Origin of the sequence: Bradyrhizobium sp. 61, assembly GCF_023073075.1 — a bacterium.
In the GTDB taxonomy this organism is placed as follows: Bacteria; Pseudomonadota; Alphaproteobacteria; order Rhizobiales; family Xanthobacteraceae; genus Bradyrhizobium; species Bradyrhizobium barranii.
The window spans coordinates 364,997-379,639 of record NZ_JADPIU010000084.1; the positions used below are offsets into that span (position 1 = coordinate 364,997).

Annotated in this window: 10 protein-coding genes; 5 read left to right on the plus strand and 5 right to left on the minus strand. The window is 64.6% G+C overall.

The genetic code is table 11. From position 1 onward, the window contains the following. Positions 1 to 65 precede the first annotated feature (65 nt). Positions 66 to 1,238, plus strand: a complete 1,173-nt coding sequence (locus IVB46_RS35155) for a M20 aminoacylase family protein (RefSeq protein ID WP_085403878.1) — start codon at positions 66 to 68, stop codon at positions 1,236 to 1,238. 76 nt (positions 1,239 to 1,314) lie between these two features. Here the strand turns inward: IVB46_RS35155 and IVB46_RS35160 are convergent, their stop codons facing one another. The 3 genes from IVB46_RS35160 to IVB46_RS35170 all read right to left on the minus strand — a co-directional run bounded on the left by IVB46_RS35160 (position 1,315) and on the right by IVB46_RS35170 (position 5,729). Next, a complete protein-coding gene (locus IVB46_RS35160; RefSeq protein WP_071915688.1) occupies positions 1,315 to 2,943 on the minus strand; it encodes an inorganic phosphate transporter in 1,629 nt (542 codons plus the stop codon). 108 nt (positions 2,944 to 3,051) lie between these two features. Beyond that, positions 3,052 to 4,494 carry a UdgX family uracil-DNA binding protein gene (locus IVB46_RS35165; RefSeq protein ID WP_247308296.1) on the minus strand — a complete coding sequence of 481 codons (1,443 nt, stop codon included), beginning with the start codon at positions 4,492 to 4,494 and terminating at the stop codon, positions 3,052 to 3,054. Continuing rightward, complete coding sequence (locus tag IVB46_RS35170) at positions 4,494 to 5,729, minus strand: putative DNA modification/repair radical SAM protein (RefSeq protein ID WP_247308299.1); 1,236 nt, start codon at positions 5,727 to 5,729, stop codon at positions 4,494 to 4,496. Before IVB46_RS35170 ends, IVB46_RS35165 begins: the two co-directional genes overlap by 1 nt. Before the next feature lie 163 nt (positions 5,730 to 5,892). On the opposite strand from IVB46_RS35170, the gene IVB46_RS35175 reads away from it, so the two are divergent. From IVB46_RS35175 to IVB46_RS35185, 3 genes are read left to right on the plus strand one after another with little or no spacing between them, the layout of a single operon-like run. Continuing rightward, the gene (locus IVB46_RS35175) at positions 5,893 to 6,675 is read left to right on the plus strand and encodes a DNA repair protein (RefSeq protein ID WP_247308302.1); all 783 of its coding nucleotides are present in this window, start codon (positions 5,893 to 5,895) and stop codon (positions 6,673 to 6,675) included. Beyond that, positions 6,578 to 8,164 carry a DNA polymerase Y family protein gene (locus IVB46_RS35180; RefSeq protein WP_247308305.1) on the plus strand — a complete coding sequence of 529 codons (1,587 nt, stop codon included), beginning with the start codon at positions 6,578 to 6,580 and terminating at the stop codon, positions 8,162 to 8,164. The genes IVB46_RS35175 and IVB46_RS35180 overlap by 98 nt, the downstream gene beginning before the upstream one ends. Next, positions 8,161 to 11,535: an error-prone DNA polymerase gene (locus IVB46_RS35185; protein WP_247308309.1), complete on the plus strand. Its 3,375-nt coding sequence runs from the start codon at positions 8,161 to 8,163 to the stop codon at positions 11,533 to 11,535. The genes IVB46_RS35180 and IVB46_RS35185 overlap by 4 nt, the downstream gene beginning before the upstream one ends. Positions 11,536 to 11,790: 255 nt before the next feature. On the opposite strand, the gene IVB46_RS35190 is transcribed toward IVB46_RS35185, so the two are convergent. Beyond that, positions 11,791 to 12,561: an SDR family oxidoreductase gene (locus tag IVB46_RS35190; protein WP_247344594.1), complete on the minus strand. Its 771-nt coding sequence runs from the start codon at positions 12,559 to 12,561 to the stop codon at positions 11,791 to 11,793. A gap of 176 nt (positions 12,562 to 12,737) precedes the next feature. Beyond that, a complete protein-coding gene (locus IVB46_RS35195) occupies positions 12,738 to 13,025 on the minus strand; it encodes a hypothetical protein (protein ID WP_085403970.1) in 288 nt (95 codons plus the stop codon). A gap of 113 nt (positions 13,026 to 13,138) precedes the next feature. Here IVB46_RS35195 and IVB46_RS35200 point away from each other — a divergent pair, with 113 nt between their 5' ends. Next, the gene (locus IVB46_RS35200) at positions 13,139 to 14,545 is read left to right on the plus strand and encodes a CoA transferase (protein WP_247308315.1); all 1,407 of its coding nucleotides are present in this window, start codon (positions 13,139 to 13,141) and stop codon (positions 14,543 to 14,545) included. Positions 14,546 to 14,643: the final 98 nt, after the last annotated feature.

The following is a 14,643-nucleotide window of genomic DNA, read 5'->3' on the forward strand; positions in this document are numbered from 1 at the left end:
AGTTAGGTGGACTGGTGCTTGCATGGTAGACAGTCCTGTATTCCCAACAAGGCTTGAGACCCTCCATGCCCATCGTGAACCGCGTCGCCGACCTCCAACCCGATATTCAGGCCTGGCGCCGGGACATCCACCAGCATCCGGAGCTGCTGTACGACGTTCACCGCACCGCAGCATTCGTTGCGGACCGGCTGCGCGAGTTCGGCTGCGACGAGGTTGTGACCGGCCTCGGGCAGACCGGCGTGGTCGGCGTGATCAAGGGCAGCAAGCCGGCCGGCGACGGGCTCAAGGTGATCGGCATGCGCGCCGACATGGACGCGCTGCCCGTCGACGAGCAGACCAATCTGCCTTACGCCTCCAAGACTCCGGGCAAGATGCACGCCTGTGGCCATGACGGCCACACCGCGATGCTGCTTGGTGCGGCCCGCTACCTTGCCGAGACCCGCAACTTCGCCGGCGATGCTGTCGTGATCTTCCAGCCGGCCGAGGAGGGCGGCGCCGGCGGCGCGGCCATGGTCAAGGACGGCCTGATGGAGCGTTTCGGCATCGAGCAGGTCTACGGCATGCACAACGGCCCGGGCATTCCGATCGGCTCGTTCGCGATCCGGCCGGGCCCGATCATGGCGGCGACCGACGAGGTCGACATCATGATCGAGGGCCTCGGCGGCCATGCCGCGCGTCCGCACAAATGCGTCGATTCCGTGCTGGTCGGCGCGCAGGTGATCACCGCGCTGCAGTCGATCGTCGCCCGCAGCGTCGATCCCCTGGAATCGGCCGTGATCTCGATCTGCGAATTTCACGCCGGCAACGCCCGCAACGTCATTCCGCAGACCGCAACGCTGAGGGGCACCATCCGCACGTTGTCGCCGGAGGTGCGCAAGCTAGTCGAGAAGCGCGTGCACGAGGTGGTGGCGGGCGTGGCGCAGATCACCGGCGCCAAGATCGACCTGCACTACAAGCGCAACTACCCTGTCGTGAACAACCACGCTGCGGAGACCGAGGTGGCGCGGCGCATCGCCAGGAACGTTGCCGGCGAGGCCAATGTGCACGAGATGCCGCCGCTGATGGGCGGCGAGGATTTCGCCTACATGCTGGAAGCGCGGCCCGGCGCGTTCATCTTCTGCGGCAACGGCGACAGCGCCGGCCTGCATCACCCCGCCTACAATTTCAACGACGAGGCGATCGTGTTCGGCACGTCCTATTGGGTCAAGCTGGTCGAGGAATCGCTCGCGGCGTCTTAACGCCGACCCCCGAAGCACAAACGAAAAGGGCCCGTGCATCGCACGGGCCCTTTGTCTTTGAGGCGCGTGATCGGCTTCAGAAGATCCGCGAGAAGATCACGTAGAGCGTGGCCGACAGCGCGATCGCGCAGGGCAGCGTCAGCACCCAGGCCATCAGCAGGTTGCGGATGGTCGCCATCTGCAGGCCCGAGCCGTTCGCGGCCATGGTGCCGGCGACACCCGACGACAGCACGTGGGTGGTCGAGACCGGCAGGCCGAACACGTCGGCGGCGCCGATCGTGGCGGCGGCGACCAGCTCGGCGGAGGCGCCCTGTGCGTAGGTAAGATGGGTCTTGCCGATCTTCTCACCGACGGTGACGACGATGCGCTTCCAGCCGACCATGGTGCCGAGGCCGAGCGCGATGGCGACGGCGACCTTCACCCAGGTCGGGATGAACTTCGTGGCGCTATCGAGGCCGCCCTTGTAGGCGTTCAAGGTCGCGACCTCTTCCTTGTTGAGGTCGTTTTCCTTGTCCTTCATCAGGAAGCGGATTGCTTCCGAGGTCAGGTACATGTCGTTACGGGTGTTGCCGACCACTTCCGCCGGTACCTTGTTGAGCGAGCCGTACTTCGCAACCTGGTCGCCGACATCCTTCACCAGCACCGACAGCGAGGGGTAGGTGCCTTCGCTGATGTGGTGCGAGGTGATGTACTGCGTCACCGCAGGACGGGGATCGCCGATGATCGAGTGACCGGCGCCCTTGGCCGCGATCACCTTGGAGGCTGCGTCCGAGACCTTCTGGAACTGGGCGACCTGGCTCTCCGGCAGCGCGCGGTTGAGCGCGTAAGCCGTCGGCACGGTGCCGATCAGGATCAGCATGATCAGGCCCATGCCCTTCTGGCCGTCGTTCGAGCCGTGGGCGAAGCTGACGCCGGTGCAGGTCGCGATCAGCAGGCCGCGGATCCACAGCGGCGGCGCCTTGTTGCCTTCGGGCGCGGCATAGAGCGCCGGATTGCGCACGATGAACTTGAGCAACAGCAGCAGCACGGCGGCGCAGATGAAGCCGAACAGCGGCGACAGCAGGAGCGCGTAGCCGATCTCGGTGGCCTTGCTCCAGTCGACGCCCGAGGTGCCGTCGCGGCCGCGCATGACGGCATTGGCGATGCCGACGCCGATGATCGAGCCGATCAGCGTGTGGGAGGAGGAGGCGGGCAGGCCGAAATACCAGGTACCGAGGTTCCAGATGATCGCGGCGATCAAGAGTGCGAACACCATGGCGAAGCCGGCGCTGGAGCCGACCTGGAGGATCAGCTCGACCGGCAGCAGCGAGACGATGCCGAACGCGACCGCGCCGGAGGACAGCAGCACGCCGAGGAAGTTGAAGAAGCCCGACCACATCACCGCGAATTCAGCCGGCAGCGAATGGGTGTAGATCACGGTCGCCACCGCGTTGGCGGTGTCGTGGAAGCCGTTGACGAATTCGAAGCCGAGCGCGATCAGCAGCGCGACGAACAAGAGGATGTAGGGCAGGAAGGTCGTCACCTTCGTGCCGGTCGCGTTGACGTCGACATAGATGCTGTAGGCAACGAACAGCAGGCCTGCGGCAAGGATGCCGAAGAACAGGATCATCGTGAGCGGGTTAAAACCCTTGTCGAGATTGGGCCTGGAAGCCGGCTGGACAGGCGTCGGATCGCCTACCGCACGGTCGAATGCAACATCTGTCATTTTTTGGACGCCCCTTAACTAATTTGAAGGGCTATTGTCCGCGATGGATTTGAAGGCTGGATGACAACTGCGTCGTAAAGTCGCTTTCCCTCCAGTATTTGCCAGTATTTAGGCGGCGCGCGGGGCTTTCTTCTGCAAACCGGCGGCAATCTTCAGGTCTTCGACAAAGCGCTGATATTCCAGCACTTTGGCTTCCGGATCGGGCAGTCGCAGCAGATAGGACGGGTGCACCGTCACGAGCGCCTTGCGGCCGTCGGGCAGGTCTATGAGCCGGCCACGGGTCTTGCCGATCGGGATGATCTTGCCGAACACGCTTTGCGCGGCGGTGGCGCCCATCGCCACGATGAGCTCGGGCTGGATTGCCGAAACTTCCCGCTCGTACCATTGCCGGCATGCCCGGATCTCCGGCGTCGCCGGCTTCTGGTGCAGACGGATCTTTCCGCGCGGCACGAATTTGAAGTGCTTGACCGCGTTGGTGACGTAGACCTTGTTGCGGTCGACGCCGGCTTCCTGAAGCGCCCGATCGAGCATCTGGCCGGCCGGGCCGACGAACGGATGGCCGGCGAGGTCTTCCTTGTCGCCGGGCTGCTCGCCGACCAGCATGATGGTCGCGTCTTTCGGGCCCTCGCCGAACACGGTCTGCGTCGCGTCCTTGTAGAGCGGGCAGGCGCGGCAGTGCGCGGCCTCCTCGCGGAGCGCTTCGAGATCGTCGGCAGCCAGCTTGCGTGGCATCGGAGCCTCCGGCCGCTTCTGGGGCTTGTGCGGATCGGTTGCGGCATTGGCGATCATGGCGCCGGTCATGCGCTCGGCGTCCTCGATCAAGGGCTTAATGATCGACGCCTCGGGCAGGTTCCTCCAGTATTTCTTCGGCATCTCCGTCTGCATTGCCTTCACCTTGAGCCGGGCCGGGTTGAAGATGCTGGCGTAATAGCGCCGCCAGGTTTCCTCCAGCCGGTCTTCGCCCGGTGCTTCGTTCTTGCTCACACCCGGGGTGAATGAGAGCGCGTGGCCATCCCAATGCGCGCACAGATCGGGTGTCAGGATCGACCAGGGCATGTCGGCAAAGCGCTTGGCGAAGAACGGCGCGGCGAGCTCGACGATGTGATGCTCCGGCTCGAACCAGGCGACGTAATGCGCTGCGCGCTCGCGTCCGATCTCGCGGAAGCGCACGAAGGCATGCATCTTGTGCTCGTCGCGATGGACTGCTCTTGCCATGGCGGTGACTTGCGCGACATCAGGATCGGTCGCGACCTCGATGAGATCGTGATTGTCCTTCAATCGCCAGAGCAGGCGATAGAGGATCGCAAAGCGCTCGGGATCGCGATGCAGGATCGCGGCCTTGGCGAGCTCGACGAATTTTGCCGAGACGTTGAAGGTGCCGTCGTTCACCTCAAATATCGGAGACGGCGCGGGCGGTGCGAACAACTCGGCTTCGCCGCCTTGCACGGTCCAGGTGACATCGGTTGGCGGCACATGATGCAGCACGAGGCTGCGTGCGGCTTTGCGCCAGCCGTCGAAATCGGTTTCGGTGTCGAGGGTGATGTACTGCATCAGAAGCCAAACCCCAGTTGTGTTGCCTTCGGCTTGAACCGTTCGATCAGCCGCGCCTCGTCGAGGCGGTGCGGCGCGGGGCGGTGATCGCTGAGGACGATGAACGGCAGCGCCTTGTTGCGGGGCACATGCAGCCGCGCGAGATCGGAGAGGCGGATCGTGGTGGTGCGTCGTGTCGCGATGATGCGTTCGACCGCCTTGGTGCCGAAGCCGGGCACGCGCAACAGCTCCTCGCGGCTGGCGCGGTTGACGTCGAGCGGGAAGCGGTCGCGGTGGCGCAGCGCCCAGGCGAGCTTCGGATCGATGTCGAGCGGCAGCATCGCGCTGTCGTCAACGATCTCCGCAACGTCGAAACCGTAGAACCGCATCAGCCAGTCGGCCTGGTAGAGCCGGTGCTCGCGCAGCAGCGGCGGCGCGCGCAGGGGCAGCGCGCGGCTCGCATCGGGGATCGGGCTGAAGGCGGAGTAGTAGACGCGCCTCAGCCTGTAGGAGCCGTAGAGATTGGCGCTGGTGTGCAGGATGGTGTGATCGTTGGCACTGTCGGCGCCGACGATCATCTGCGTGCTTTGCCCGGCCGGTGCAAAACGCTGCGGCCTGGCCTTCGTCTTCGCGCTGCGGCCTTCCTCGACCTCGTCGAGCTTCAGCCGCAGCCGGCCCATGGTGCGGCGGATCGCGCGCACATCCTTTTCCGGTGCGAATTGCTGCAGGCTCGTCTCCTCGGGCATTTCGATGTTGATGGAGAGACGGTCGGCATATTTGCCGGCTTCCGCGATCAGCGCGTCGTCGGCCTCGGGAATGGTCTTGAGATGGATGTAGCCGCGAAAGTGATGCTCCTCGCGCAGTTTGCGCGCGACGCTGACCACCTGCTCCATGGTGTAGTCGGGGCTGCGGATGATGCCGGAGGAGAGAAACAGGCCCTCGATGTAGTTGCGCCGGTAGAAGTCGAGCGTGAGCTTGACCACCTCGTCGATGGTGAAGCGGGCACGCGGCACGTTGGAGGAGGCGCGGTTGACGCAATAAAGGCAGTCGTAGTTGCAGGCGTTGGTCAGGAGCACTTTGAGCAGCGAGATGCAGCGTCCGTCCGGCGCGTAGGAATGGCAGATGCCCATGCCCGGCGCGGTCGAGCCCATGCCCTTGCCATCGCTGGAATCCCGCTTCTCGGTACCGCTGGAGGCGCACGACGCGTCGTATTTGGCGGCATCAGCCAGAATCTCCAGCTTGCGTTGTACGTCCATCGTGGGATCCCTTTGATTCAGCTTACGAATCCGGATGAGCACCAATTCGATTGACTCCCCGGCCGCTGTTAGCTTTATATTAGAACATATCATGAACAAATGAGCCAGCCGCAGGTTCTTATTTTTGAGAACCTCGGCAATCACCTCTGAAGGAGCGGCGTATATGAGCGGCGCACGGATGAACGCGCTTGCGACCTTGCGCGGCCAGATCGAGCGCATCGAGACGGCGGAGGTCGTGCATCAGCACGATCGCGTCGCGCTCGGCCACGGCGAGGTCGACAGCGCGCTGAAGGGCGGGCTCGCGCGCGCGGTGATCCACGAGGTGTTTTGCGAGGGCCGGCAGGGAACCGCTGCGACGGGTTTTGTCATGGGGCTTGCGGGGCGTGTCTCGCGGCGCCGGCCGCTGCTGTGGGTGCGGCAGGATTTTTCGGAACTCGAGACCGGCGCGCTGTCGATGAGCGGGCTTGCCGAGATCGGTCTTGATCCGCGCCGCGTGGTGATGGTGCGTGCCGCCGATGTCGAGAGCGCGCTGCGGACCTCGGCCGATGCGCTCGCCTGCGACGCGCTTGGCGCCGTCGTGCTCGAGCTCTGGGGTGAGACGCGGCAGTTCGATCTCGTGGCGAGCCGCAAGCTGACGCTGGCCGCGCAATCTTCCGGCGTCACCGGCCTGATGTTGCGGATGGCCGCGCAGCCTTTGCCCTCGACCGCGGAGACACGGTGGATGTTACGCGCGGCGCATTCGCCGCCGGGCCCGGCATGGAGTTCCTGGGGCGCGCCGCGCTTCGATGCCGAGCTCTTGCGCAATCGTCATGGCCCGTGCGGCCGGTGGATCATGGAATGGAAATGTGATGAGTGCCAGTTCAGTGAACCGTCGGCGTATCCTCAGCCTGTGGCTGCCGCGCCTGCCCATCGATCGGATTCAGCGGTTCTTCGGCGCGCTGGGTAAGACCAATGATCCGAGCATCGTTGTCATCAAGGACAACAATGCGCTGGTGATCCATGCGCTGGACGAAGCCGCCGAGCGCCTCGGCTTGCACATCGGCCAGCCCCTGGCCAATGCACGGGCGATGTGTCCGGACTTGAAAGTGTTCGACGCCGATGTTGTGGCCGATGCGAAGACGCTCAGCGACGTCGCCGACTGGTGCGACCGCTTCACGCCGCTGGTGGCGCTCGATCCGCCGCACGGGCTGTTTCTGGACATCACCGGCTGCGCGCATCTGTTCGGCGGCGAGGCTGCGTTGTTGCAGACCTTCGTCCGCGCACTCGCCCGTCAGGGTTTTGCCGTCAGCGCGGCGATCGCCGGCACCTCGGTCTGCGCGCGCACGCTGACGCGGCAGGCCTCCGGCACCATCGTCGCCGATGGCGGGGAGGCGGCGGCAATCAGCCGGCTGCCGGTGTCTGCGCTCGGTGCGGGCGAGGCCATCACCACTGGCCTGCGCCGCGCCGGTCTGAAAACCATCGGCGATGTCGCCTCGCGCGAGCCGCATGAGATCACGGCGCGGTTCGGCGCGCGGTTCTCCACGCTGCTCGCGCATGCGCAGGGGCATGGCGATGCCCCGATCAATCCGCGCAAACCGTTGCCGGATTACATCGTGGAGAAGCGCTTTGCCGAACCGATCGCCACCGACACCATGATCGCGATGACGCTGTCGCGGCTGGCCGATACGCTGATCGCGTCCATGGAGAAGCAGGGCAAGGGCGCGCGGCGCCTGGAAGCCGCCTTCTTTCGTACCGACGGCGTGGTGCGCGCGATCATGGTCGAGACCGGGCGGCCGGTCACGCAAAGCAAAGTCATCGACCGGCTGTTTCGCGAGCGCCTCGATGCGCTCGCCGATCCGCTGGATCCCGGCTTCGGTTTCGACATGGTACGACTGTCGGCAAGCCGCACCGAGATCGTGGTGCAGGAGCAGCGCGATCTCGACGCCCATGTCCATGACAATGACGAGCTCGCCGCGCTGATCGACCGCATCGCCGCGCGCATCGGCGGAAAGCGCGTCGTCGTGCATTTGCCTGAGGATACCCATATCCCCGAATGTGCGGTGCTGGCCGCGCCTGCCCAGCACCATCTCGCCGTGGCCATGCAGGCCGAATGGCCGGCGCGCGCCGAGAGCGAGCCGCCGCTGCGCCCCCTGCGGCTGTTCGACAGACCGGAGCCGATCAAGGTGCCGTTCGCGACCGTGCCCGACGGCCCGCCGCATCAGTTCACCTGGCGACGCGCGCTGCATGCGGTGGTGCGGGTGGAAGGGCCCGAGCGCATCGCGATGGAATGGTGGCGGCAGGACGGCAAGCAATTGACGCGGGATTATTTCCGCATCGAGGATGCCGAAGGCCTGCGCTTCTGGATCTTTCGCGACGGTCTTTACGAAGGAGAGGTGTTCGACGACGAAGGCAAACCCATTCCTCCAAACTGGTATGTGCACGGTCTCTTCGCATGAACACGCCTGCTTATGCCGAGATCGGCATCACCACCAACTTCTCCTTCCTGCGCGGCGGCTCGGATCCGCGCGCCTATGTGCATCAGGCGAGCATTCTCGGCATTCCCGTGATCGGCATTGCCGACCACAACACGCTCGCCGGCGTGGTGCGCGCCTACAAGGAGCTCGACAATGACAAGGTGCTGCACAAGCCGAAATTGCTGATCGGCGCGCGCATTGTTTTCATCGACGGCACGCCCGACATTTTTGTCTATCCGCGCGACCGCGCCGCCTATGGCCGGCTGTGCCAGCTCCTCACCAGAGGCAAGCGCGGCGATGACATCACGCGGATCGAGAAGGGCGAGTGCCGTCTCACCTTCGGTGATCTTCTTGAGTTTGCGGAAGGCCAGCTCCTGGTCCTGACGTTGCCGCATCGGTTCGAGCCCGAGCAGGCGCTGGATGTTCTCGCAAAGCTTAAGGACAGCCGCGCCGAGGGCGTGTGGCTGGCGGCGAGCCTGGTCTATCGCGGCGACGACCGCCGCCGCCTGGCGCGGCTCGATGATCTCGCCGCCAAAGCAAACGTGCCGCTGCTCGCGACCAACGAGGTGCTCTATCACGATCCCGGCCGCCGTCCGCTCCAGGACGTGCTGACCTGCATCCGGGAAAAAACCACGATCGAGGCGATCGGGCGGAAGCTCGAAGCCAATGCCGAGCGCTTCCTGAAGACGCCACGCGAAATGTCGCGGCTGTTCCGCGATTTTCCCGAGGCGATCGCGGAGACCATGCGCTTTGCGGGCAAGATCGATTTCACGCTCGACCAGCTCAAATACCAGTATCCGGACGAGCCGGTGCCGCGAGGCAAGACCGCACAAGGGCATCTGGAGGATCTGACCTGGGCGGGCGTGCAGACATATTTCGGCGGCAACATCGATGACAAGCTGCGCGCGACCCTGAAGAAAGAGCTCGCGCTGATCGCCGAGCTGAAATACGCGCACTACTTCCTCACCGTGCACGACATCGTACATTATGCGCGCAGCCAGAACATCCTGTGCCAGGGGCGGGGATCGGCGGCGAACTCGGCGGTCTGCTACGTGCTCGGCATCACCTCGGTCAATCCGACCAGCGTCGATCTCCTGTTCGAGCGCTTCATCTCCAAGGAGCGGCTGGAGCCGCCTGACATCGACGTCGATTTCGAGCATTCTCGGCGCGAGGAGGTGATGCAATATGTCTATCGCCGCTACGGCCGCCACCGTGCCGCGATCATCGCGACCGTGATCCATTACCGCCCGCGCAGCGCCATTCGCGACGTCGGCAAGGCGCTGGGCCTGACCGAGGACGTCACCGCCGCGCTCGCCGACACCGTCTGGGGAAGCTGGGGCAAGGGCCTCAACGACATGCAGGTCAGGCAGGCTGGGCTCGATCCCAACAATCCCATGATCAACCTCGCGGTCGAGCTTGCGACCGAGCTGATCGAATTCCCGCGCCATCTCTCCCAGCATGTCGGGGGCTATGTGCTGACGCAGGACCGGCTCGACACCTATGTGCCGATCGGCAACGCCGCGATGGACGACCGCACCTTCATCGAGTGGGACAAGGACGACGTCGACGCGCTCAACATGATGAAGGTCGACGTGCTCGCGCTGGGCATGCTGACCTGTATCAGGAAATGTTTTGACTTGATCGACTACCACAAGGGCAAGCGCTGGGTTCTGGCGAGTGTCCCTCAGGACGATCCCAAGGTTTACGACATGCTGTGTGCTGGGGAATCGCTCGGCGTGTTCCAAGTCGAGAGCCGCGCCCAGATGAACATGTTGCCGCGGTTGAAGCCGCGGACCTTCTACGACCTCGTCATAGAGGTCGCGATCGTGCGCCCCGGGCCGATCCAGGGCGACATGGTGCATCCGTATCTGCGGCGGCGGAACGGCCAGGAAAAGGTGAGTTATCCCTCGCCATCACCCGAACACGGTCCCGCGGACGAGCTCTACAAGGTGCTGCACAAGACGAAAGGCGTGCCCTTGTTCCAGGAGCAAGCCATGCGCATCGCGATCGAGGCGGCGAAATTCACCTCCGAGGAGGCTAACGGCCTGCGCCGCTCGATGGCGACCTTCCGCAATGTCGGCACCATCGGCCAATACGAGGAGAAGCTGATCGGCAACATGGTCGCGCGCGGCTACGATGCCAACTTCGCCAGAAGCTGCTTTGACCAGATCAAGGGCTTTGGCTCCTACGGTTTTCCGGAGAGCCATGCCGCGAGCTTCGCGCAGCTCGTCTACATCTCGTCATGGCTGAAATATCATCACCCCGATGCGTTCTGTTGCGGCCTGCTGAACTCGCAGCCCATGGGCTTTTACGCACCGGCGCAGATCGTCGGCGACGCCCGCAAGAATGGCGTCGAGGTGCGCGACATCGACGTGTCCTGCAGTTTTGCGCAGAATACGCTGGAGAATATGGACGACGGATATTGCGCCGTCCGTCTGGGTTTTCGCCAGATCGACGGCTTCCACTGGCTCGATCCGGATGAGGAGGAGCTTAAGAGGCAGCAGGCTGAGCGGCAGGGCAAGGTCTATGTCACTCAGGAAGACTGGGCCGACCGCATTATCAAGGCTCGCGACCGCCAGCGGTTCACCTCGCTCGAAGACTTCGCCCGCGACACCGGGCTGCCCAAGCGTGCGCTGATCCTGCTCGCGGATGCCGACGCGTTCCGCTCGCTCGGCCTCGACCGCCGCGAGGCGCTGTGGCAGGTGCGGCGGCTGCCCGACGACGTGCCGCTGCCGCTGTTCGAAGCGGCGATCGCGCGCGAGCAGCCGGACGAGCACGCAAAACCGCTGCCGGTGATGCCACGCGCCGAGCAGGTCGTCGCCGACTACCAGACCATCCGGCTTTCACTCAAAGGCCATCCGATGGAGTTCCTGCGCGAGATGTTCACGCGCGAGCGTGTCGTGGCCTGCAGGGACATCAGCCATGAGAACGAGCGGCGCCGCGTCCGCTGCGCCGGCGTGGTGCTGGTGCGGCAGCGGCCGGGCAGCGCCAGCGGCGTTGTGTTCATGACGCTGGAGGACGAGACCGGCATCGCCAATGTCGTGGTGTGGCCCAAGATCATGGAGCAGTACCGCAAGGAAGTGATGGGCGCGCGCCTCATCCTGGTCGAGGGTTATATCCAGAGCAGCCCTGAAAAGGTGACGCATCTCATCGCCCAGCGCATGGTCGACCGCTCGCACGATCTGGTCGGTCTTGCCAACGATACGCTGAGCCGCAAGCATCCGGTGCCGGCAGGCGCCGACCTGATCGAGCCCCTCAACGACGATCCCCGGGCCCACGCGGATATGCCGGCGCAAAAAATCCGCCACCCCCGCAACGTCCGCATCCTGCCGCCATCGCGGGATTTTCATTGAGGATGTGACGCAGAATGTCGCCACACCGTCATTGCGAGCGCAGCGAAGCAATCCAGACTGCCGCCCGCGGAAAGACTCTGGATTGCTTCGCTGCGCTCGCAATGACGAGCTTGTTGAGCCGGGCCGTGTCACACTCTCGGTGTCATACCCCGCGAAAGCGGGGTATCCAGTACGCTGCGGCCCCTCGGCTCTAGCCTAGCCGTCTCTGGAATACTGGGTCGCCCGGTCAAGCCGGGCGACGACAGTGTGCTCGTCTCAAAAATTCACCCGGTTCGAGATCGCGCCGTCCACGACGAGATTGGAGCCCGTGGTGAACCCCGACACCGGGCTTGCCAGAAACACCGCCGCGCTTGCGATCTCCTGCGGCGTTGCCATGCGGCCCGTCGGATTGCGCTTCATCGCGTCGTTGTAGCGCTCCGGCATCTTCTGCTCGATCACGTTCCAGACGCCGCCCTTGAAATAGACCGTGCCGGGCGACACCACGTTGACGCGGATTTTCTTCTTGGCGTATTGCCGCGCCAATCCCTTGGCCATGTGGATCAGCGCCGCCTTGATCGGGCCGTAGGAGCTGGCGAGATCGGCCTGCGCCGCCGAAATCGAGGAGATGATGACGAAGGCGGCATCGCCGCTTTTCTCGCCGCTGGCCTCGAGGAACGGCCGCGCGGCGTCGAACGCATGCACGGCGCCGAGCACGTCGAGCCGGAAGTTCTGTTCCCAGGACGCCGCATCGTGGCCCTGCGCCATCGCGCCGGCATTGGCGAACAGCAGGTCGACGCCGCCGAGCTCCTTTGCAGCAGTCTCGATCCAGGATTTCAGCGCCGCGCCGTCGGTGACGTCGACCGGACCGCCGCTGGCGCGGATCCCGCTTTCCTTGAGTTCAGTGACGGTCGCCGCGACCTGATCCGCGTTGCGCGCGCACACCGCGACGTTGGCGCCTTCACTGGCCAGCGTCGCCGCAATCGCCCGCCCGATGCCGCGCGTGCCGCCGAGGACGATGGCGTTCTTGCCTTTGAGACCGAGATCCATTGTTTGGTTTTCCTTTTTGTTGGTGCAAAGAGTGTAGCCGTTTCGAGAGACATGCTGAACTCTCCAATTCGTCATTGCGAGCGTAGCGAAGCAATCCAGAAATGCATCCGCAGAGACAGTCTGGATTGCTTCGTCGCAAGGGCTCCTCGCAATGACGACGCGGAGAGGCGGTTCCCTCACTCCGGTGCCGCCCCCACCGGCGGGCCGCCGGGCGGGCGGTGCAGGAAGGTCAGCGACACGTAGGCGCCGGCCCAGGAGCCGATCGCCGCGAAAGCGACATAGAACGGGTTTTCGGTGTAGCTGATCACGGCGTAGGAGGAGAGCAGGTACCAGACCGCGCTCCAGTTCGCCGCCGGCACGCGCTTGCGCGCGATCACGGCCGAGGTGAACATGACATAGACTGCGTCGGTGGCCGCCGTTGCGATAAACACGGCGCCTGCGGTGAGGGGATCTACGGCGGCCATTGCATTCCTTTCTGCGATCATGACATGGTCGCGAAAACTACAGCATGATCCGGAAAATGCGCAGCGGATTTCCGAAAAGATCATGCTTAAATCTGAAAGGGAGAGAAGCGGTCATGCAAAGCCCCGCCGATATTCTCAAGGATCTCTGGACCTCCATCGGCGGCGACAAGGCCGCGCTCGAACGCGTGCGGCTGACCGGCGAGGAGCCGCAAATTCCGTCCTCGTTCCGCGTCGCCGTCGCCGGGCAGACGACGATCGCCGCCGCCGGTCTCGCCGCCGCCGAAATCTGGAGACTGCGCAGCGGTGAGCCGCAGGACGTCTCCGTCGACATGCGCCACGCCGTCGCCGAATGCCGTTCGGAGCGTTATTTGCGCCTCGACGACAAGCCGCCACCGCCAGCCTGGGACGCTATCGCCGGCGTCTACAAAACCGGAGACAACCGCTTCGTCCGTTGCCACACCAATTTCCCGCATCATCGCGACGCGGTCTGCAACGTGCTCGGTTGCGAGCCCGAGCGCGACAAGGTTCAGGCCGCATTGATGCAATGGAAGGGCGAGGATTTTGAAACTGCGGCCTATGCCGCGGGCGGCGTTGTCGCCCTGATGCGTTCCTACGACGAATGGTCCGCGCTGCCGCAGGCGCGCGCGCTCGCCGAACTGCCGCTGGTCTCGATCGAGAAGATCGGCGAGGCCCCGCCCAAGCCATGGCCGCAGGGATCGTCGAACGGCGATCGTCCGCTTTCCGGCCTGCGCGTGCTCGATCTCTCTCGCGTCATCGCAGGCCCCGTTGCCGGTCGCACGCTCGCTGCGCACGGCGCGGATGTGCTGCTCGTCTCGGGGCCGGAGCTGCCGGCCATTCCCTGGCTCACCATCGACACCGGCCGCGGCAAGCTCACCACGTTGGTCGAACTGAAGAGCGAGGCGGGCAGGGCGCAGTTGCGCGAGCTGTTGAAGGGCGCCGACATCTTCTCGCAAGGCTATCGTCCGCGCGCGCTTGCAGCCCTCGGGTTCGCGCCGGAGGATGCAGCGAACATCAATCCCGGCATCGTCTATGTCACGCTGTCGGCCTATGGCCATGCCGGCCCCTGGGCGGAGCGGCGCGGTTTCGATTCGCTGGTGCAGACCACGACGGGCTTCAACCACGCCGAGGGGCAGGCCGCGGGCATCGACGGTCCCAAGGAATTGCCGGCGCAGATGCTCGACCATGCCACCGGCTATCTGATGGCGTTCGGTGCGATGATGGCCAAGGCACGCCAGGCCCGCGAGGGCGGGAGCTGGCACGTGCGCGTGTCGCTGGCGCAGACCGGACGCTGGCTGTGGAATCTCGGCCGGCTCGATGGCGGCCTGGATACCCCGGATCTTACGGGCGAGGCCGTACATGCTGCATTCATCGAGTCCGTGCCATCTGGCTTCGGCACGTTGAAGGCGGTGCGCCATTCCGCGCTGCTGTCGACCACGCCGGCGCGATGGAGCCGCCCGGCGATGCCGCTCGGTAGTCATCCGTCACAATGGCCGGCTTGAAACTGACGTGAAGCTGACGCGATGCAATATTTTAACGCAAACGGAAAGGTGGCTGGCGTTTTTTAGGTTGTTTGAAATCCCAATTCAGCACTATTAGC